We start from the raw sequence: 18,650 nt of genomic DNA on the forward strand, positions 1-18,650 counted from the left end.
CGTTAGATTAATGAGTAGGTAGTCTACTTCAGTCCTAAAAATTGTAAGTTTGCGCACATGGAACAAAAACTATTTGTTTACAACACTTTAACACGAAAAAAAGAAGAATTCATACCGCTGGACGCGCCCCACGTGGGCATGTACGTATGCGGCCCTACTGTATATAGCGATGTTCATTTAGGCAATTGCCGTACTTTCATATCATTTGATCTAATATTCCGTTACCTGCTACACCTGGGTTACAAGGTGCGTTATGTGCGTAATATAACCGATGCCGGCCACCTTGAGAGTGACTCAGACGTTGGCGAAGACAAAGTATCTAAAAAGGCTCGCCTGGCTCAACTGGAGCCTATGGAGATCGTACAGAGATACACTGTAGATTTCCACAACGTAATGCAAATTTTTAATGCGTTACCGCCAAGTATAGAGCCCACTGCTACCGGCCACATTATTGAACAAATAGAATTAGTGAAAGAAATACTGGCTAAAGGCTTCGCTTATGAAGTTGACGGATCGGTATACTTTGATGTCGAGAAATACAACCAGACTCAGGATTACGGCATTTTGAACGGACGTAAGTTGGAAGACATGCTGAACAATACCCGCAGCCTTGGCGGTCAAGATGACAAAAAAGGCAAGTTGGATTTCGCGCTGTGGATTAAAGCTAAACCCGAACACCTGATGAAATGGCCCTCGCCATGGGGGGTAGGATTTCCCGGTTGGCACCTGGAGTGCTCGGCTATGAGCAACAAGTACCTTGGACATAAATTTGATATACACGGCGGCGGTATGGACCTGATGCCAACACACCACACCAACGAAATTGCTCAAAACGTAGCCAGCTGCGGCAATATACCAGCTACTTATTGGCTGCATACCAATATGCTTACTACCAATGGCCAAAAAATGTCCAAATCGCTTGGAAACAGCTTTTTGCCGCATGAACTTTTTACAGGCGACCATCCGCTGCTTAAAAAAGGATACAGCCCGATGGTAGTGCGCTTCTTTTTTATGCAGGCCAGTTACCGCAGTACAGTAGATTTTTCAAACGAAGCTATTGAGGCAGCTGAGATCTTCTATAAAAAACTTGCGGAGTCTGCTAAAAAGTTAACTACGCTTGAACAAAAGACCTTAGTAGTTGTTGATGACGAAGCTCAAAACGCCATAATAGCAGCCTGCGAAGATTGCTATACAGCAATGAATGATAATTTTAATTCGCCGAAAACGTTAGAAGCACTGAATAACTTGTCCAAGTGGATAAATTCGTTTGCTAACCAGACGCGTAATTCTGGAGAAATTAGTGCTGAGACGTTTGAAAGGATGAAGAATACTTATAACGATTTCTTTTTTGACGTTTTGGGTTTGAAGCACGAGGACAGCGATAATGCCGATACCGATGAGCTGATGAGCCTTATAGTAAACCTGCGCAACCAGGCTAAGGCTAATAAAGACTACGCTACATCAGACAAGATACGTGAAGGACTAAAGCAAATAGGCTTTCAACTGAATGATAATAAACAAGGTACTACAGATTGGGTAAGAATTTAACCTATTTTAACTACCTCAACCATATAAAGGTAAACCGGGCATGTTTACTTTTACGAGCCAAAGCAATGTTATGCCCTTAACAGACACTATGAAAAAAACAATATTAGCTGCCATCTTTTTAGCCGGGTTTACCCAGGCATCTTTAGCTCAAACAAAACCTGTACAGGTCAGCAAAGTAGTAAACGCAGAAACAGACTTCAATAAATTAGTAGAACGTAAAGGTATAAAGGCAGGCTTCCTGGCTGTTGCCGACCCGGAAGGAATTGTGTTTAAACCAAATGTGGTTAAAATATCTGAGTTCTATAGCACTATTGACAAGCAGCCCGGAAAGTTATCATGGCAGCCTAAAGTGGCGCGTATATCTGCTAACGGAGACCTTGGCTTTACAGCCGGCCCGTATGTTTATCAGAACGGCAGTAGTGAAGATGACAAAGTGTTTGGTCAGTATGTATCTGTATGGAAGCTGGATGCCGCTGATAATAAATTTAAGTTGCTGATAGACTTAGGTATACAGCACCCTGAGCCTGATGCAGAACAGGGCACAGACTTTAAAGAGCCTGATCTCTCCAAACAAAAGGCGCCAAGCAAGGATCCTTTCAACGGTAAAGACATTATTATTAATAACGATAAGTTGCTTAACCACTCGCTTGACTTATCTACCCTGGCGGCTTATAAAGAGTTTATGAGCCCTGAAGGCCGCTATTATTTCCCGGGCTTTGAGCCAATTATGGGTACTGATAAGGTAATGAAGTTTTTAGATAATGAAGGCGTTACCATATCCGCTCAAACCATAAACGGCGGCCGCTCCAGCAGTAACGACCTGGCGTACAGCTATGGTACAGCACGTATTAAAAAAGGCAACATTGTGAACAACTACAATTATGTACGCATCTGGGAAATTGACCCTTCCCACAAGTGGAACCTTGCTCTTGAGATATTCTCTACTGTAGAATAATACAACCAGACACATATCAAAACAGCCGCTGGATTGTAGCACAACTACACTCAGCGGCTGTTTTGTTTTTGACAAAAGTGTTCACTTTTTTTTGTGCCGGTGACATTTTGAACACTTTTGAACACTTGCCTAAATACTTCTAAAAACCTGCGTTAAAAGCACCAATATGGCCGTTTTTACAAGAAAAACCATGCAGCTACCTTTAAAAACCACACTAAATTGGCGGGCTATTTTAAAGTAAATTTGGAGTAATAGGGTAAACTACAGGTTAAAATAAACGGTTTTTGCAGACTCGATGTTTACCCTGATTTAGTGTCAGAATACCCTGACTAAAATAGCGACTCGATAATGTCAGCTGCCGAGAGCCCATCCGCTTCGGCGTGGTAACTGCGCACTATACGGTGGCTGAGGATAGGTTTGGCAACCGCCCTTACGTCTTCTATATCTGGTGAGTATTTGCCATTCAATACAGCGTGGCATTTAGCGCCCAGTATCAGGAATTGTGATGCACGTGGCCCTGCACCCCAGTTAAGCAGGCGTTTCACCTGCGGAGTAGCAAACTCACCCTCCGGCCTTGTTTTGCCTACCAGCTTTACAGCATATTCCAGCACATTGTCTGCCACGGGTATGTTGCGTACCAGTTGCTGAAAATAAATGATCTGCTCGGCGTTCAATTGCTTGTTAACGGCAACGTCAATTGTGCCTGTAGTATTCTTTACTACTTGCAGCTCCTCTTTAAAGGTAGGATAGCTAAGCGCGACGTTAAACATAAAGCGGTCCAGCTGTGCTTCGGGTAACGGATAGGTTCCCTCCTGCTCTATCGGGTTCTGCGTGGCCAGTACAAAAAAGGGCTTTGCCAATTTGTGGGTTACCCCGGCAGCAGTTACCGCTTTCTCCTGCATGGCTTCCAATAACGCTGCCTGTGTTTTTGGAGGGGTACGGTTTATCTCGTCAGCCAGGATAATGTTAGAGAACACCGGCCCTGGTATAAACTTAAAGTTGCGGTCCTCGCCTAAAATCTCCGAACCGATAATATCAGACGGCATCAGGTCGGGCGTGAACTGTATACGTTTAAAGTCCAGATCGAGCACCCTTGCAACAGTTTGCACCAGTAACGTTTTGGCCAGCCCGGGCACACCTACCAGCAGGCAATGCCCGTTACTGAAGATGGAGATGAGCACAAATTTAATTACCTCATCCTGCCCTACTATTACCTTGCCTATCTCTGCCCTGATCTGCTCATAAGCAACTTTCAAAGCATCGGCAGCCTCAACTTCAGAGCGGTGTTGCATACAATATATTATTTTACCTGTGCTGTTGTGGTTGGGGTTAGCCAGTTCTTAAGCACGCCGCATGTTTGGTATTCCGGGTCAATCTTAATGAAAGTTTGCTTACGTCGTTTTTCAAACCATTCCGAAACAGTCTTGCTCAACTTGTCTTCAGTTGCCATTTCTTTCAGCTTAGCAAAATCCTGATCAAAGTTTGCTTTGTGCGCATCGGTAACCGATTTAAGGTAAAGGATCTTATAACTTTTTTTGTTCGTTTGCGGATCAGAATATAACACCGGCTGCGAGAAAGTACCAACTTTCAACGTATCTACCACAAGCGCGACCTGCGGGTCTAGCTTATCTGTAGGGATGTAGGTAGAACGGGTTTGTACGTTTTCTGCATTCAGCATCATCCCGCCGTTGTATTTGGTTTCCTTATCGTCGGAGTAAATTGCAGCTGCGGTAGAAAAATCTATTGCTTTGTTGCTTTTCATTACATTGTACAAGCTATCGGCGCTGGCTTTTGCCCTTACCAGGCTTTCCGCTGTAACATTCGGCGTAATTAATATATGGCGTACATGTATCTGTTCACCACGGCGTTCTATCACCTGTAAAAAGTGGAACCCGAAATCACTTTCAAAAACGGGTGATATATCACCTGCCTTCATCTTAAAGGCAACTGCCGAGAATTCTTTTACATAACCATTACGGTCGTTAAAACCCAGGTCACCACCTTCAGGTGCCGAACCGGGATCCTGTGAATATAACCTGGCCAAAGCACCAAAGTCTTCTCCTTTTTTAGCGCGCTGGCGAAGTTCCTCTGCTTTTTCTTTATATAGCTGTTTTTCGTCTTTGGTAAGTTTAGGGTTAAAAACAATCTCCCCAACTTCTACCTCTTTATTAAAGGTGGGCAGGCTGTCTTTAGGGATCGCTTCAAAATAACGCCTAACATCCTGCGGTGTAGTGTTTACCTTTTCGGTTATCTTCTGGCGCATACGTTGTGCTACCATGGATTCTTTAATGTCCGGGCGTATCTCGTCTTTGTATTGGATAATAGACCTGCCCAGGAACGATTCTAGTTTTTCCTGGCCACCGGCACGCTGTATAAAGCTGCGCATACGGCGCTCTACATCAGCATCTACCTCGTCGTCTTTCACCTGCACGCTATCTATCACCGCCTGCTGTGCCAGCAATTTTTGTGTAAGCTGGATTTGCAGCAGCTGGCATTTTACTCGTGGATCGGGCTGTTGGCCGCTTACCAGGTACTGCGCATATTGCAGCTCAATGTCCGACTGTAAAATAACGCTCCCGCCAACTATACCGGCAATTTTATCGAGTGTCCGTACCGGCCCGGTTGGCTGCGCAGCGGTATCGGCTTTTGCTTTCGCTGTAGAATCTGTTTGCGCCTGTGCCACAGACAGGATAAGAAAGATATTTAAAATGAATACGCCTAATTTTCTCATGAATTGCTTAAAACTATGTTGGGGTACTTCGCCCGCTAAACGTGCGAATTTCGGTAAAAATTATTAATAATAATGTATAATTAAACCCTGTTGCGAATATGCTGATAATGCTTCGTGCTGATTGCCTACTTTTGGTTAAATTTTGTTAAAATATGATGAAGGTTGATAACCCACTGGCTTTACGTTACCTGTTACAGGACGACCTGTACCTGCTGCCGGCCGATAAGGTAGCCAAACCCGCTCCGGTGGCACAACAACCCGTTCCTGATGTACAGAAGTCTGAAGAGCCGGAAGAATCACCTCTGCCTTTACAAACGCCCGTGGTTAAGTTTAATTATCTGGGTAGCAACAATAAACGCTTTGTAATACTGGTAAACTACCATAACGAAGAACACATAGCAGCACAGCACCTCACCGCACTTACCAATATCTTAAAAAGGCTGGAACACGAGATTGACGATGTGGCTATTTTGAACACGCACAAGCAGGCTGTTACCATGGAAAACCTGGTAAGTAACCTTGAACCCAAAAAGCTGCTTGTGCTTGGCAAGGCTGCCATGCCGGTTGAACTGGCCATGCTGCAATTAAACAAGCCCGCCACCCACAACAACATTAAAACGCTGTACAGCTTTAGTTTTGACGAGATGATGGACAGCAACGATATGAAGAAAGCTTTCTGGGATCAAATGAAAATGCTTTAATATGCAGGAACTAGTATTCGCTACCAACAACCGCCATAAACTGGAAGAAGTATCGGCCAAACTTAACGGCCGTTTTAAATTGCTCACGCTGGATGACATCGGCTTTACCGATGATATAGAAGAGACCGGCACCACTTTTCGTGAGAATGCATCTATAAAAAGCACACTGATATGGGACTGCTACCAGCTAAATTGCTTTGGCGATGATAGCGGACTGGAGATTGATACCCTGAACGGAGAACCCGGTATTTACTCGGCACGGTATGCCGGCACACATGGTGATCACCAGGCAAATATTGATAAGGTGTTAAAAAATCTTAGCGGTTCAGACAATCGCAAGGCACATTTCCGCACGGTTATATCGCTGATATGGGAAGGTACCGGGCACTTTTTTGAAGGTATTGTTGAGGGGACCATCCGTACGGAGATGTCAGGCGCAAAGGGCTTTGGTTACGATCCCATTTTTCAGCCCGACGGTTATGACGTTACGTTTGCAGAGATGACCTTGGAGGAGAAGAACGCTATAAGCCACCGTGCCATCGCGGTTGAAAAGCTCGTAGCATTCCTTAACTCGGCAACTAAATAGCTATGGCTTTTTAACAGCAGTAGTATCCTTAACCTGTTTCTTAGTTGTATCCGCTTTAACGCCTCCAACCGGTTTCGCTGCCGGCTTTACTATGGTCTTGTCGGCGGCAGGCTTTAACAAAGGAGCAGGCTTTACGCCGGTACTGTCCTTGCTACCCTTTGGCAGCAACAATGCGGGCGGTTTGTTTTTCGCGGTATCAGCAGGCATCTTATCGCTTGTGCCCGGCTTTAACGGGGGCTTGCCCTTGTTATTCTTAGCGGCGGCAGCGGCTTGTTTGCGGCTGTATGACGGAATGATGGACTCCTTGGAAATCGGCCTTTCTTTTGGCTTCCAAATAAAGCCTTTCAGTATCCGCTCATCCTCCTTAAACTTGGCCAGCGGGCCATATCTATGCTCCGGCTTGGTAACGTTAAACACGTCGGTAGCGCTGTTATCCTTAAACAATATCCGCATCCTGGTGGTAAGGGAACGCTCCATGCCTGATACTTTTCCGCTATCACGAGAGTAGTAAATGCTTTCGGCATTGCCCGATACATACATGCGATCAAGCTTGTCATCCTTAAAAAAGCCGCGCATCCGCTTGCCGGATACCTGATTAAAGTTCACCGAGTCGTCTTTCTCAATATTTACAATAAACGCGGCCGGGAACATCATCAGGTTGTCAATCTTTTTGTTACGCATTTGCAGCGTAATGGTATCACCGGAGAGTTGCGATCCCTGCGTCCAGATGAGTGGGTTTACAAAGCAGCGGAGTGTGGAATCGGCATAACTGTAGAACATTGAGTCTGACTTTGCCTGCAGGTCAGATTTAAAAAGCTTTGCGTTATGGTAAGCCTTAACAATCCTGATGCGGGCTGTATCACTCAGTGTTATTGGCCTCACCTTAAAAACAGGGTCGTTATCAACCTCGTCGGCCAGTTCCCTTGGGGGCTGTTCCTGTCCGTTTGCAGCTTTTGGCTGCTGCCTGCCTTTGGCACCCTTATCGGCTTTACCAGTTGCAGCTAAAACCGGTGTGGCTTGTTTTTTTGGTAATCCAAACAGCAGGGGCAACATAATGCTATCCCGACGGCTGCCCGGCGGCCTTAGTACAAGCAGCTCCTCGCGCCTGAATTTAGCGCCTGCTTTGGCGTTTGCTGCTTTTATCTTGGTGGTATCGCGTATGCGGGAGAGCCGCTCCTTCTCAATCATGTCCTTATACGCCTTGTAGGTCATCATTTGGGTGACCAGTACATCGGCAGATATGTACACGGAATCGTGCTTGGTCTTCTCCTTAGGTTTTAGCTTCGCAAGAGAATCGACTTTTATTGAGGTATCCCGTTTGGCAAGCGTATCTGTACTCAGGGCTTTTACCGGCGTACCTAGTGCCGGGGCTTTTATGGGGCTAACTGGTGGAGTTGTTTTTACGGGAGTGCCCAAAGGCGCTTTGGCAGCGTCTAATGACGGCGCTTTAATAGGAGATACTTTTTTACCCTTTCCTCCCTTAACATCTTTAACAGCGTTAGGAGCAACAGAATCCTTAGCGGTAGTATCACGTTCCTCAGTAACAATAACAACATACGGGTCCTGGGTTACTACAGTGCGCTCTTCATCTTTGTAATAGTTTGCCAGGTCGCCATATAAATTGGTTTTCTGCTCACTATCTGTAAATATCACATGCTTTACCGCACGGCCAAGGCCTGCTTTTTTATCATAAAACAGACTGTCCCCTTTTAACCTTTTTGTGCCCGATTTATACAAGTTCCTTTTACCAAAAAAAGCTTGTTCTGTAATGGTATTATACAATCCATTTTCGGTGTAAAGCGTGTCCTTCTTGTCCTTAGTATCGTAAATGTTGGTTGGGCCATAAAAGTAGGCTATGCGCGTACCCGAATTATACCGCATGGTATCGGTCTTTATCAAGGCGTCGGGCGTAACCTCTACTACATCATAACGGAAGTAAGCATCTCTCGAAAAAGCAAAATAGTAGCCGTTCTTACTGGTAAGCGTGTTGTCTTTATTTACAATTTTACCGCCTCCGGTATAAGTACCAATGCGGGTAGCCGTGTTGTAGGTAAGATAATTGGTGGTGAGCGTGGCATCCTTGTCAACCATCTTTACATTGTCGGTAAGGATGGCAACTTTGGTATTGCCGTTATAGTTAAGTTTATCGCTAAAGATATTCAGCGTGTCGCCCTGGGTAATGTTCACGTGGCCAAAGGCATCAAAAGCATTGTCCTGCACGTAGAAGTAAGCACTGTCTGACCGCATTACCGAGTAATCCTGCTGAAATACGCCCTGGTGTACCTTCACCACATCTTTCCCATTTATCCTTACGTTCTCAGTACTTGTGGAACGGATAAGGTTCACTACAGATTTTTTCTGCGAGAATGCAGTAACAGTAGTGAGTATAAAGAGGATACTAAAGACGTATTTTATCACAATGGCAAAATTAGTTTTTTGCTGGGGTTATTAAATTAATAATTTTGGCTAATGCTTCCTGTAGAACGCTTTACCGGGTTTATAAACCAACATAATCTATTCCGCAGGGACACAAAAATTCTGGCGGCAGTAAGCGGCGGTATGGATTCTGTTCTGATGGCGCATTTACTTAGCTTATCTGGTTATAATTTTGGCATAGCTCATTGCAACTTTATGCTTCGCGGCAGTGAGGCAGATGCCGACCAGGAATTTACCCGACAGCTTTCGCAGCGACTGAACAAACCTTTCTATACCATTAACTTTGATACCGCGGCTTACGCATCAGAACACAAAATATCTATCCAGATGGCTGCCCGCGATCTTAGGTATAATTGGTTTGATCAGCTTCTTAAAACCGAAGGCTTTGATACAGTTGCCCTTGCACACCATCAGAACGATACGATTGAAACAATATTGTTAAACCTTACACGTGGCACAGGCATAGCCGGACTTCATGGCATTTTACCCAAAAACGGCAGCCTGGTACGCCCCTTACTAGGCTTTACCAGAGACGAGATAGAGCAGATAGTAACTGCTGAACAAATTGAGTACAGGGAGGATAGTTCCAACGCCTCTACCAAGTATGCACGTAACAAGATAAGGCATGAAGTTGTGCCGGCTCTGAAGGCACTTAACCCTAACCTTGAGGCTACCTTTGAGAATACGTTGCGTGGTTTTAGGGAACTGGAGCAATTGCTTGATGAAACCGTGGAGAGGCACCGCAACCAGCTTGTAACGGTTGCAGACGATGAGATACGCATTGAGATTGATCAGATAGATAAGCTGTCGCCCAAGAGGCTGCTTCTGTTTAAACTGCTGCAGCCTTATGGCTTTACAGAGCCGGTGGTAGACGACCTGCTGACTGCTCTGGGTAAACACCCCGGCAGGGTGTTCGAAAGCGGAACTCACCAGTTGGTGGTCGATCGTAAAGAGATCATTATTTCTGAATTATCGCAGCTGCCTTTTGAAGAGATCACCATAGAGGCTCATCAGCATACGGCTCACTTCGGCAACTATAAGCTTACTATTTTACATGATGATAGCCCGTTGATTGTGAAAGATAATCCGCTGGCTGTATCAATTGATGCTGATAAGCTTAGCTACCCGCTTACCGTACGCAGCTGGAAGCAGGGCGATCAATTTTACCCTTTAGGGATGCGGACACGTAAGAAGCTAAGTGATTTTTTCGTTAGTGAGAAGGTGCCGCTCCATAAAAAGAAGGATGTACCCGTGTTAGTGAATGCCAATGGCAACATCATTTGGCTGGGCGGCTACCGGCTCGACAACAGGTACAAGGTAGATGATACAACTAAAAAAGTTACTATATTCGAACTCACCAAAATATGAGCGATAAAGCCGTTTTTACCGAAAAGCAGTACCTGGGCCGCGAGTGGATCCCTATTACTATTCGCCTGATACTGGCAATGTTTTGTTTTGCGGCTTACTTTTTTACAGATGAGCGCGAACTGAACGGCGACCTGCTGGCAGTGGTTGGTTTTTCTATCATAACCATCTCCATTATAATGGGTTTCCTGCTGCACTTCCGCACCAGGGTGATAAATAAAAGCATATTGGTGGACGGCCTTTGGACAACCCGCCTGGTTAAAATAGACCTGAACAGTATTGTTAAGGTAGAAAAGGGTGTCTATAGCCGCTACTGGTTCAATAACCCGGTTTATAACCTTCACTCTAAAGGCACTATAAGATTTTACACAGCAGGTAATGACGCTATTCACCTTACAGACAGGGACGGACTGCTCTACATCATCGGGTCACAGCATGCCAATGAGTTTCTGCGAGCCATACAGGAAGAGATGAACAGATAATAATAAAGGGGCATTAAAGCCCCTTTATTATTTATTTAGAATATGGAAAATTCCGCGATATCTTTCGCATTTGCCGCTCCACCACATCATCAGTAGATGATAGTAAGTTTTCGTTCATTCGCTTTGTATAACGCCAAAGCATCTCGCCGTCCGCACCATTCGAGATCTGCATAGTGATGCCGCCCTCGCCAGTTTTACTTCCGAAGCCAAGCAGGGCGGTAGTCACAATTGCACCCGCTTCAGATTTGGTGGTTTCCTGGTCGTAGTTGCCGTAAATTACAGCATCAACACCCAGCACTTTTGCAATTTCGTCCTTGGTGTGCATTTCCAAGCTATCGGTAAATTTAGCTTTGTTTAGCAGCACGTTGGTTTTCTCTACGTCCTGAAAACTCACGGTATAGTTGTCAGCTTTTCTTAAAAGGTAGGTGTACATGCTGCCTTGAATGTTCTTGCCCATTTGAATCTCCTGCTGACGGTTTGCGGCAGCATCGAAGTTTTTTGGAGGCCGCTTGTAGCTGATTTTTACGTTGAAAGGTAAAATAGCTACAAGTTTGTGAGTACGAATTGCTTCCTTAAGTTTAGGGCTTTCGTAAACTTGTTTTGAACTTTCAAATTGCGCGTAGGAACACAGCGTGGTGAAGCAGATGACTGCTAAAAGTAGAATTTTTTTCACTAGTTTAAATTGATAAGGTTAATAACTGATAAGAGCATAGGGATGCCCTTATTTGCAGCTATTATAGGAAAAAATCCTAACAGTAAAGTTAAGAAAATATTAAAATACGAAATCCTGATTCTTAGTGCGACCGGAAACTTGTAAGATCAGTATACATATCCCTGAACGAGCTGCGGATACCAAAGGTGATCATTGCAGTTTTATCATTAAAAGCGCTGTTCTTCTCGGTGCGGTAAATACCACCAAGTTCCACACGTAAATTGGTTTTAGGATTGATAACGAATGCCACTTTCCCCTGAAGGTAAACCATATTGGTTGTTAAACCCTGGCCAATGTAATTCCCATCAAACTTAACCGGGTTGCGGTACGACAGGAAGATATTTTTACCATTGTTCTCCGCAGTACCTACATCAAGGCCGTAATGGCCAAGGTCTACTTCGCCGGAAAAGTCAAAGCGCTGATAGGAGTAGTTAAGCAAGCCTACGTATTCGCGGAAGTTAGCACCCCATGGATGTGCAAGTGGTTCGCTGTTGGCCGAATAGTTAACGATAGAAGAACGTTCTGAATAGGTATAAGGCCTTGCACTGTTGGTTTCGGCAAGGTAGTTCAGGTTCTTCACTCCAAAAAGGTTAGCTCCCCTTACACCAAGCTGGTAGCCAAATTTATTACGGTAGCTACCCGGGTTAGAGAAGAACTGCTTAGACTCAAACTCATCAAGTGAGAACTGGCCGTAAGCTGTAAGGCCATCGCTTATCTTGTATTTGGTGGTAAGACCAATAAGCGCGTTATCCGGAGAACCATTAGAGGCTTCCACCGGGCGCAGGAAAATAAAAGGGTTTATATAGTTAAGGTCGAACCCGTGCTTGTGCCCTGAGTCATCCTGGTCAGCCCAAATAACAGAATCGAAGAAACCAATGGACACCCGGTTGCTGACATTCCAGTCAAGGTAGTGGAATACGCCCCATTTATGCCGATCAATGAACAAATCGCTGGTAGCAGCCGGATCATTAAAGTAGCCCCACATAGAAATGTATTTAACATTCCCCACGTTAGCGGTAACCCTGAAATAGGGATAAGGCGACGCATAATCTGACAAAAGCATAGAACGGTAACCATCTCCCACAAAAGATTTGTCGCGCCCGGCGGAAAAGTTGAAGTACTTGCTAGGGGTGTAAGATACATTTGCTGTGATGTACCGCCAGTTGTAAGCATCCGGATCGCTGGCCAGCACGCGGGCAACTGCAGTACCGGGTATAATGCCCACCTGATTGATGTAAGTAGAAATATAATCAGGGAACTTTGCATTGCTGAGGTACCCGGTTATGTTGTAAGATAATTTACTACCGGCAGCTGTACCACCAAGCTGTAAACCTATCGAACTGTAATGAGTAGTCTTCTTCCCGGAAAAATCCCGACCGATCTGGAAGTCAGGCAGCAGGTCAGCATAAAATGTTGACGTTGGCTTCTTAACATCAATAAGGTGCTCATTAAATATCTTGGCATAAGCACCCTGCTTCACAACCCCATAATTTACCAGCGAATCGTAACGGGCACTTAATAAAGAATCATCAGCGAAATATGGTTTAAATGCAGTGTGAACACGGGTTTTGGTGGAATATACGTCTGCATTCAGCTTTTGGTAAAACTGGTAAGAATAGGGTTGATACACAGACTGGGCCTTTACCGCACCCGCAGTAAACAGTAAAATTATACTGCTGATTATGGTTTTCTTCATAGATATAAAGACATGGGATTAACCCGATTTATTCAAAATAGTTTAAAGTTTTAAAGCCTCCGGCTCTTAAGCATTCATCCTTTTTCGCAAGATGGAGATCTGCTTTTACCATATCTTCCACAAGCGCCTGCAAATCGTACTTGGGTTGCCAGCCTAGTTCCCGGTGTGCTTTGGACGGGTCACCAATTAACAACTCTACTTCCGTAGGCCTAAAGTATTTTGCATCTACCTTTACTACTGTTTGCCCGGGCGCCAGTACCGATGTATTAAGGCCCAGTACCGCAACCGTGCTTTCATCAACATCAATTATTACACCTTTTTCAAACTGATCTCTCCCGCTAAACTCAATAGTAACCCCCAACTCTGCGAAAGCCATTTTAATAAACTCTCTTACGGTAGTGGTTACGCCGGTAGCTATTACAAAATCCTCTGGTTTATCCTGTTGTAACATTAGCCACATAGCCTCTACGTAATCTTTTGCATGGCCCCAATCGCGCTGTGCCGAAAGATTTCCCACATACAGCGTGCTTTGTAGCCCTAAAGCTATCTTAGACACCGCGCGTGTAATTTTTCGCGTCACAAAAGTTTCCCCGCGTACAGGGCTCTCATGATTGAACAAGATGCCGTTACAGGCATACATCCCGTAAGCTTCGCGATAATTTACTATTATCCAGTAACCGTACAGCTTGGCTACCGCATACGGCGACCGCGGGTAAAACGGCGTTGTTTCACTTTGCGGCACTACCTGAACCAGTCCGTACAACTCAGAGGTAGAAGCTTGGTACAAACGAGTTTTTTTTGTCAGACCCAATAACCTTATTGCTTCCAAAATCCGCAACACGCCTATCCCATCCGCGTTAGCGGTGTACTCCGGCGTGTCGAAACTTACCTTAACATGGCTTTGAGCGCCCAAGTTGTAAATTTCATCGGGCTGAACTTCCTGTATGATACGTATAAGATTGGTAGAATCGGTAAGATCTCCGTAGTGGAGGTGCAGCCTTACGCCTGTTTCATGAGGGTCCTGATACAGGTGATCGACGCGGTCTGTATTTAAAGATGAAGCCCTGCGTTTAACGCCATGTACTTCGTAACCCTTCTTAAGTAAAAATTCTGCTAAATACGCACCGTCCTGACCTGTAATACCTGTTATTAACGCTTTCCTCATCAACTGCTATTGGGTTGAGTAATATAGTTCAGCAAATATTACCAAAATAATTCAGAAAGCGGGTGTCGGCTAGTGGTTGGTGCTATATACCAGCGACAAAGTCCTCCAGATCCCGGTACCACTCTTCGCCGTATTTACGAATAAGAGGCCCTTTCAGGAACTCGTGCACTTTCACCTGCAGCTCGTTGCCAAAGCTGCATGCCGGGCTGCAAATGCTCCACCGGTCGTAGTTCAACACATCAAACTCCGGGTAAGCGGTAATGCGGATAGGATATAAATGACAGGAGATAGGCTTTTGCCAATCTATATCGCCGTGCTCATAAGCTTTTTCGATAGCACATTTTGTGATGCCGTTTTCCCAGGTAACGTAGGCGCACTCCTTGTTCTTGTCTACACATGGCGTAGTGTAATCCCCTTCAAAGTCTGTTACGTGTGTGCCTTCCCGCTCTATAGTGGCAATACCTTTGGCGGTCATATAAGGCTTTACCTTAGGGTAGATATCTTTTAATATCGCCAGTTCATCATGGTTTAAGGGCGCACCAGAGTCGCCCTCAAGGCAACACGCACCTTTACATTTGTTTAAATTACAAACAAAGTTTTCTCTTATAACATCTTCGTGCAGTAAAACGCTGCCTACTTCAATCATCAGTTCTATTTTTTAACAGGGTTAAGCGGATATTTTAAACCGCTGGCCTGCGTAAGATCCATCACCAGGCTGCCAACCACCAACTCCACATGTGCCTTTACCGGTATGCGGTTCTTGTCATCTGTAATCCACAAATATAGCATACTGTTTTTTCTAAATATGCGGCCGGGGATAATGGTAGGGTTAAACTTTAAACAATTAAACGTACCCAAACCGCACTTTACCTGTTCTTTGCCCAGGTAAGTAATGGTGAGGGTGTGTATGCCATCTTCCAAAAAGTAGCGCAGGTCGAGCTTCTGCCCTATCTTCAAGCCAGATACATCAATGTTGCGAGCGTAATAGTAGGCCGACAGGAAATCAAACACGTTGCCTTTGAACGGGTATTTACCACGATTGGCAGTAATAATGTCCTTTTCATGATCAAAGGTAACCTTGTCTGAGTGCTTGTAACTAGCCTCCTTGCGTTCTTCACTATAATAATAAGGCAGCAGCGTATGCGGATCTATAAAGGTTTCATATTTATTCCGCACCTTAAAAAGCAGGTTAAAAGTACCTGCAGTATTGGCGTTAGCAAAAATGTGTAAAGCAGGTTTGCCCTCAAATTTTTGTGCGCTGTTCGCTACTTTTATTACCGCTTCTGCAGCTGTAAAAAAACCATACTTAAGCTTGTAGGTAATTTGCTCACCGGGCTGAAAAGCAACCTCATCCGTTTTGGCAACTTCCTGGCAATAACTCCTGGTAAAGAAAAGCAGCAGCAAAAAGGGTAAGTAGTTTTTCATTCAAATTATTATCGTTCCCACGTGAGACGATGCAACCCAGCCAGCGGTTTAATCTTTACGCTTGTAAATAGGTACAGTGGAGCAAGGTTCGCCAAACATGAGGCTCTTTGCTACTAGCGTAAGCCTGTTAGTAAGTTCTACATAAGCTGACACGGGCACCGGTGTATCTCCGCAGCCCTTAATAACGAGCCGCTGATCCCGATATTGTTCAACGTCGAGGTTAGCTTCTATCTGCTTTGTAAACAGAACTGTCTCCAATACATCAGCGTCTCCAAATACAATGTCTTTCGCGTAAGGTGCCATACGGTTAGCCAGCAGCATATATGCCCATGCAGGTACAATAGCGTCGGCAGAACAGGTTACTGCAACATACTTGTCCTGGTACTGTGTCCAGTCATGCCCTTTTACAAATTCTCTAAAGTCCTTCTCACGCAGAATAAGCCCGTGGAAAAGGTTTTCCTTAATATCATACACCACGCGTTCACCTTGCGGATAAAACTGCGCGGGGTCCAGCGTTACCAGCCCGCTTTGCGCCACTTTATTAATGATGGTTTCCTGAATATCCATTTTGCCGTTCTTAATCAAAAAAAATCCGGCAACAGCTGTACGCTATTGCCGGATACAAAATTACTTTAAATTTAGCTTATAAGAACTTAGCCCTGTTATCTTTTACAATAGCCTTATCTTTCAATGCTTCTAACACCTGGTTGCCTGCGCGCTGCTCAAGCGTTTGTGCCAGAGTTTGTTTCTCCCTTACCAGGTTAGTTGCAGGTGCAGGGTTTACAAAGCTGTCCAAGCTTACCACGTAAACACCTTGTACGCCATCAATAGGCTTAGAGAGTTTGTTAGGCTGCAATCCAAATACAGTACCAATAACTTTATACTCGGCAGCTGCGCCTGGTATAACAGGGTTAGCAAATACTATATTTTGCAAAGAAACCGCTTTGGTGCCTGCTTTTTGCGCTACCTGGTCTATAGAAGACGCACCGCTTAAAGCCGACTGGAATTTATCGGTAAGTTGTTTTGCCTTAACCCTGATCTTTACAGCAGGGGTGATTTCTGCTTTAACAGCGTCAAGGCTAAGAAAACCTACCGGCTTAATTTCGGCAAGGCGGGCTACTACATACTGATCGCCTATAGGGTAAACTTCTTCCGAGAAATCTCCTTTATCTGCTTTAAAAGCCCACTTTACTAATGCACGTGCATTTTCAAGGCCCGGCAATACAGCAGCCGTACCAGTGATATCGAAAGCGTTCTTAACAGAAAGACCGGCTTTCTTTGCTTCCGCTTCAAAGTTGTCTTTATTTAAAGAGCTCAGGAACGCCTGCGCTTTATTGTAAACGGCATTTTGTGTTTGCTCGCTTGCTTCAAGTGGCTTATCTACCTGGGCAACCTTAACAACTTTTGATGATCCTTTTTGGCTTTGGATCTCGATAAGGTGAACACCAAACTGAGAGGTTACGATCTTCATGTCGCCTTGTTTGCCATCAAATGCTGCGTCCTCAAAAACCGGGATCATAGCACCGCGACCAAATGTAGGCAGATCGCCGCCGTTTGTACCAGACTGCTTGTCGGTAGAAAATTTCTTTGCCAAATCTGCAAAGGTAGCTTTACCGCTTTGTATAAGCGCTTTTAACGAATCGGCCTTTGCCTGTGCCCTTGGCAAACCACCTTCGGCAGCCGGGTCAAGCAGGATGTGGCGTGCTTTTACTGAATCCGGACCAACTTTGGTATCTATCAGCTTAGCAATTTTATAGCTGCCGTTAGAAAGGTATGGGCCGTAAGTAAAGCCTTTCTCTGCATTGAACATTACCGAATCCAGCTGCGGGTCTAACCTGCCTTTTTTCACGTAGGCAATTGGCGTTTTTGTTTCAGAATTTACCTGAACAAATAGTGAGTCGTTGGTAGATGCCTTAAAGTCGGCAGCCAGTTTATCTACTTGTACTTTAATAGCAGCGCTATCCGCTTTAGACGGTGCAGCGTTAAAGCTTACGTAGTTAATGTTCCTTAACTCTTCTTTATTTTTAAACTCGTTTTTGTGCTCGTTGTAGTAAGCATTAAAGTCGTCGTCTGTAGGAGTTACCTTATTATCCGGAATAGATGCATAATCTAAAACAGCGTACTTAAAGTTAGCAAGCTTGTTTTTGCCCTGATACTCGTCCTGTGCTTCCAGCGAATTGATGTAAAGGCCATTGCTTACCAACGATACATATTTTTGCTGCGTGCGGCTCTTAATAACTTCGCTTACAAAAGCAGCCCATGATGACAGCTGAGCAGTATCTGCCTTGTTAGACTGGATGTAAGTAAGGAACTGGTTTAACCTGGCACGATCAAACTGACCGGTTTGCGGGTCTGAGAACTGACGCGCTATTTGTGGGTCGGGGTTGCTGCCGCTAACCATTGATTGTATTTCGGCATCGCCAACAACTAAACCTAATTTTTCAATTTCTTTACCCAGCAACTTCTCTGTTAAGAACTGGTTCCAGGTGGTTTCCTGTAAATAGCTGGTAATTTGCGGAGAAATGCTTTGCCCTTGTTGTTTAAACTGGTTAGTAGCAATATCCAGCCTTTGGTTAAACTTGTTATAGCTTATCGCGCTGCCGTTCACTTCGCCTATATCAGTTTGGTTATCCCTGAAAATAGAACTTCCGGATTTGATCACTTCCTCGGCTACAAAACCTAGCAGTGCCAAACCAATCACAATTGCGAGAATCTTACCCATCCGCTCCCGCAAATAACTCATTATGCCCATATAACTCTTCTAATATATATTTTAATAGTTCTCAAAAAAGAGGCGCAAGATACAATTTTTACTAAAATTCTATGACACAAAAAATTGCGTAAAATT

Annotated in this window: 16 protein-coding genes; 6 read left to right on the forward strand and 10 right to left on the reverse strand. The window is 44.6% G+C overall.

The features are described 5' to 3' along the window. Positions 1 to 57 precede the first annotated feature (57 nt). Positions 58 to 1,548 carry a cysteine--tRNA ligase gene (gene cysS / locus DYU05_RS18305; RefSeq protein WP_117384595.1) on the forward strand — a complete coding sequence of 497 codons (1,491 nt, stop codon included), beginning with the start codon at positions 58 to 60 and terminating at the stop codon, positions 1,546 to 1,548. 88 nt (positions 1,549 to 1,636) lie between these two features. Then, positions 1,637 to 2,503 carry a hypothetical protein gene (locus DYU05_RS18310; protein WP_133300260.1) on the forward strand — a complete coding sequence of 289 codons (867 nt, stop codon included), beginning with the start codon at positions 1,637 to 1,639 and terminating at the stop codon, positions 2,501 to 2,503. A gap of 329 nt (positions 2,504 to 2,832) precedes the next feature. Here DYU05_RS18310 and DYU05_RS18315 read toward each other — a convergent pair whose 3' ends face one another. After that, positions 2,833 to 3,795 (reverse strand): AAA family ATPase, encoded by a 963-nt coding sequence (locus DYU05_RS18315; RefSeq protein ID WP_117384597.1) that lies wholly within the window; start codon positions 3,793 to 3,795, stop codon positions 2,833 to 2,835. 8 nt (positions 3,796 to 3,803) lie between these two features. Beyond that, on the reverse strand, positions 3,804 to 5,234 hold the full coding sequence (locus tag DYU05_RS18320; protein ID WP_117384598.1) for a peptidylprolyl isomerase: 1,431 nt from the start codon (positions 5,232 to 5,234) through the stop codon (positions 3,804 to 3,806). 152 nt (positions 5,235 to 5,386) lie between these two features. On the opposite strand from DYU05_RS18320, the gene DYU05_RS18325 reads away from it, so the two are divergent. Together DYU05_RS18325 and rdgB are read left to right on the forward strand one after the other, a co-directional pair. Further along, on the forward strand, positions 5,387 to 5,935 hold the full coding sequence (locus DYU05_RS18325) for a hypothetical protein (RefSeq protein ID WP_133300261.1): 549 nt from the start codon (positions 5,387 to 5,389) through the stop codon (positions 5,933 to 5,935). A gap of 1 nt (position 5,936) precedes the next feature. Continuing rightward, positions 5,937 to 6,521 carry an RdgB/HAM1 family non-canonical purine NTP pyrophosphatase gene (gene rdgB / locus DYU05_RS18330; RefSeq protein WP_117384600.1) on the forward strand — a complete coding sequence of 195 codons (585 nt, stop codon included), beginning with the start codon at positions 5,937 to 5,939 and terminating at the stop codon, positions 6,519 to 6,521. Here the strand turns inward: rdgB and DYU05_RS18335 are convergent, their stop codons facing one another. Then, positions 6,522 to 8,939, reverse strand: a complete 2,418-nt coding sequence (locus DYU05_RS18335) for an OstA-like protein (protein WP_165852105.1) — start codon at positions 8,937 to 8,939, stop codon at positions 6,522 to 6,524. 51 nt (positions 8,940 to 8,990) lie between these two features. Between DYU05_RS18335 and tilS the strand changes: the two genes are divergently transcribed. Both tilS and DYU05_RS18345 read left to right on the forward strand, forming a co-directional pair. Next, positions 8,991 to 10,325 carry a tRNA lysidine(34) synthetase TilS gene (gene tilS, locus DYU05_RS18340; RefSeq protein WP_117384602.1) on the forward strand — a complete coding sequence of 445 codons (1,335 nt, stop codon included), beginning with the start codon at positions 8,991 to 8,993 and terminating at the stop codon, positions 10,323 to 10,325. Then, positions 10,322 to 10,804: a hypothetical protein gene (locus DYU05_RS18345; RefSeq protein WP_117384603.1), complete on the forward strand. Its 483-nt coding sequence runs from the start codon at positions 10,322 to 10,324 to the stop codon at positions 10,802 to 10,804. Before tilS ends, DYU05_RS18345 begins: the two co-directional genes overlap by 4 nt. 31 nt (positions 10,805 to 10,835) lie before the next feature. Here the strand turns inward: DYU05_RS18345 and DYU05_RS18350 are convergent, their stop codons facing one another. From DYU05_RS18350 to DYU05_RS18380, 7 genes are all read right to left on the reverse strand, one after another. After that, a complete protein-coding gene (locus tag DYU05_RS18350; protein WP_117384604.1) occupies positions 10,836 to 11,477 on the reverse strand; it encodes a hypothetical protein in 642 nt (213 codons plus the stop codon). 121 nt (positions 11,478 to 11,598) lie between these two features. Next, on the reverse strand, positions 11,599 to 13,212 hold the full coding sequence (locus DYU05_RS18355) for a gliding motility protein RemB (protein ID WP_117384605.1): 1,614 nt from the start codon (positions 13,210 to 13,212) through the stop codon (positions 11,599 to 11,601). Positions 13,213 to 13,240: 28 nt separating this feature from the next. Then, on the reverse strand, positions 13,241 to 14,377 hold the full coding sequence (gene gmd, locus DYU05_RS18360; protein ID WP_117384606.1) for a GDP-mannose 4,6-dehydratase: 1,137 nt from the start codon (positions 14,375 to 14,377) through the stop codon (positions 13,241 to 13,243). An 82-nt stretch (positions 14,378 to 14,459) separates the two neighbouring features. Continuing rightward, on the reverse strand, positions 14,460 to 15,023 hold the full coding sequence (locus DYU05_RS18365; protein WP_117384607.1) for a DUF3109 family protein: 564 nt from the start codon (positions 15,021 to 15,023) through the stop codon (positions 14,460 to 14,462). Between the two features lie 5 nt (positions 15,024 to 15,028). Further along, positions 15,029 to 15,802: a DUF3108 domain-containing protein gene (locus DYU05_RS18370; RefSeq protein WP_117384608.1), complete on the reverse strand. Its 774-nt coding sequence runs from the start codon at positions 15,800 to 15,802 to the stop codon at positions 15,029 to 15,031. A 48-nt stretch (positions 15,803 to 15,850) separates the two neighbouring features. Then, positions 15,851 to 16,369 carry a DUF2480 family protein gene (locus tag DYU05_RS18375; RefSeq protein ID WP_117384609.1) on the reverse strand — a complete coding sequence of 173 codons (519 nt, stop codon included), beginning with the start codon at positions 16,367 to 16,369 and terminating at the stop codon, positions 15,851 to 15,853. Positions 16,370 to 16,445: 76 nt separating this feature from the next. After that, the gene (locus DYU05_RS18380) at positions 16,446 to 18,554 is read right to left on the reverse strand and encodes a peptidylprolyl isomerase (RefSeq protein WP_117384610.1); all 2,109 of its coding nucleotides are present in this window, start codon (positions 18,552 to 18,554) and stop codon (positions 16,446 to 16,448) included. Positions 18,555 to 18,650: the final 96 nt, after the last annotated feature.

Source organism: Mucilaginibacter terrenus, assembly GCF_003432065.1.
Taxonomy (GTDB): Bacteria; Bacteroidota; Bacteroidia; order Sphingobacteriales; family Sphingobacteriaceae; genus Mucilaginibacter; species Mucilaginibacter terrenus.

Excerpts from the sequence above, each read along its gene's own strand:
- cysS (WP_117384595.1), top strand. The coding sequence starts at position 58 with ATGGAACAAAAACTATTTGTTTACAACACTTTAACACGAAAAAAAGAA.
- DYU05_RS18310 (WP_133300260.1), top strand. The coding sequence starts at position 1,637 with ATGAAAAAAACAATATTAGCTGCCATCTTTTTAGCCGGGTTTACCCAG.
- DYU05_RS18315 (WP_117384597.1), bottom strand. The coding sequence starts at position 3,795 with ATGCAACACCGCTCTGAAGTTGAGGCTGCCGATGCTTTGAAAGTTGCT.
- DYU05_RS18320 (WP_117384598.1), bottom strand. The coding sequence starts at position 5,234 with ATGAGAAAATTAGGCGTATTCATTTTAAATATCTTTCTTATCCTGTCT.
- DYU05_RS18325 (WP_133300261.1), top strand. The coding sequence starts at position 5,387 with ATGATGAAGGTTGATAACCCACTGGCTTTACGTTACCTGTTACAGGAC.
- rdgB (WP_117384600.1), top strand. The coding sequence starts at position 5,937 with ATGCAGGAACTAGTATTCGCTACCAACAACCGCCATAAACTGGAAGAA.
- tilS (WP_117384602.1), top strand. The coding sequence starts at position 8,991 with ATGCTTCCTGTAGAACGCTTTACCGGGTTTATAAACCAACATAATCTA.
- DYU05_RS18345 (WP_117384603.1), top strand. The coding sequence starts at position 10,322 with ATGAGCGATAAAGCCGTTTTTACCGAAAAGCAGTACCTGGGCCGCGAG.
- DYU05_RS18355 (WP_117384605.1), bottom strand. The coding sequence starts at position 13,212 with ATGAAGAAAACCATAATCAGCAGTATAATTTTACTGTTTACTGCGGGT.
- gmd (WP_117384606.1), bottom strand. The coding sequence starts at position 14,377 with ATGAGGAAAGCGTTAATAACAGGTATTACAGGTCAGGACGGTGCGTAT.
- DYU05_RS18365 (WP_117384607.1), bottom strand. The coding sequence starts at position 15,023 with ATGATTGAAGTAGGCAGCGTTTTACTGCACGAAGATGTTATAAGAGAA.
- DYU05_RS18370 (WP_117384608.1), bottom strand. The coding sequence starts at position 15,802 with ATGAAAAACTACTTACCCTTTTTGCTGCTGCTTTTCTTTACCAGGAGT.
- DYU05_RS18375 (WP_117384609.1), bottom strand. The coding sequence starts at position 16,369 with ATGGATATTCAGGAAACCATCATTAATAAAGTGGCGCAAAGCGGGCTG.
- DYU05_RS18380 (WP_117384610.1), bottom strand. The coding sequence starts at position 18,554 with ATGGGCATAATGAGTTATTTGCGGGAGCGGATGGGTAAGATTCTCGCA.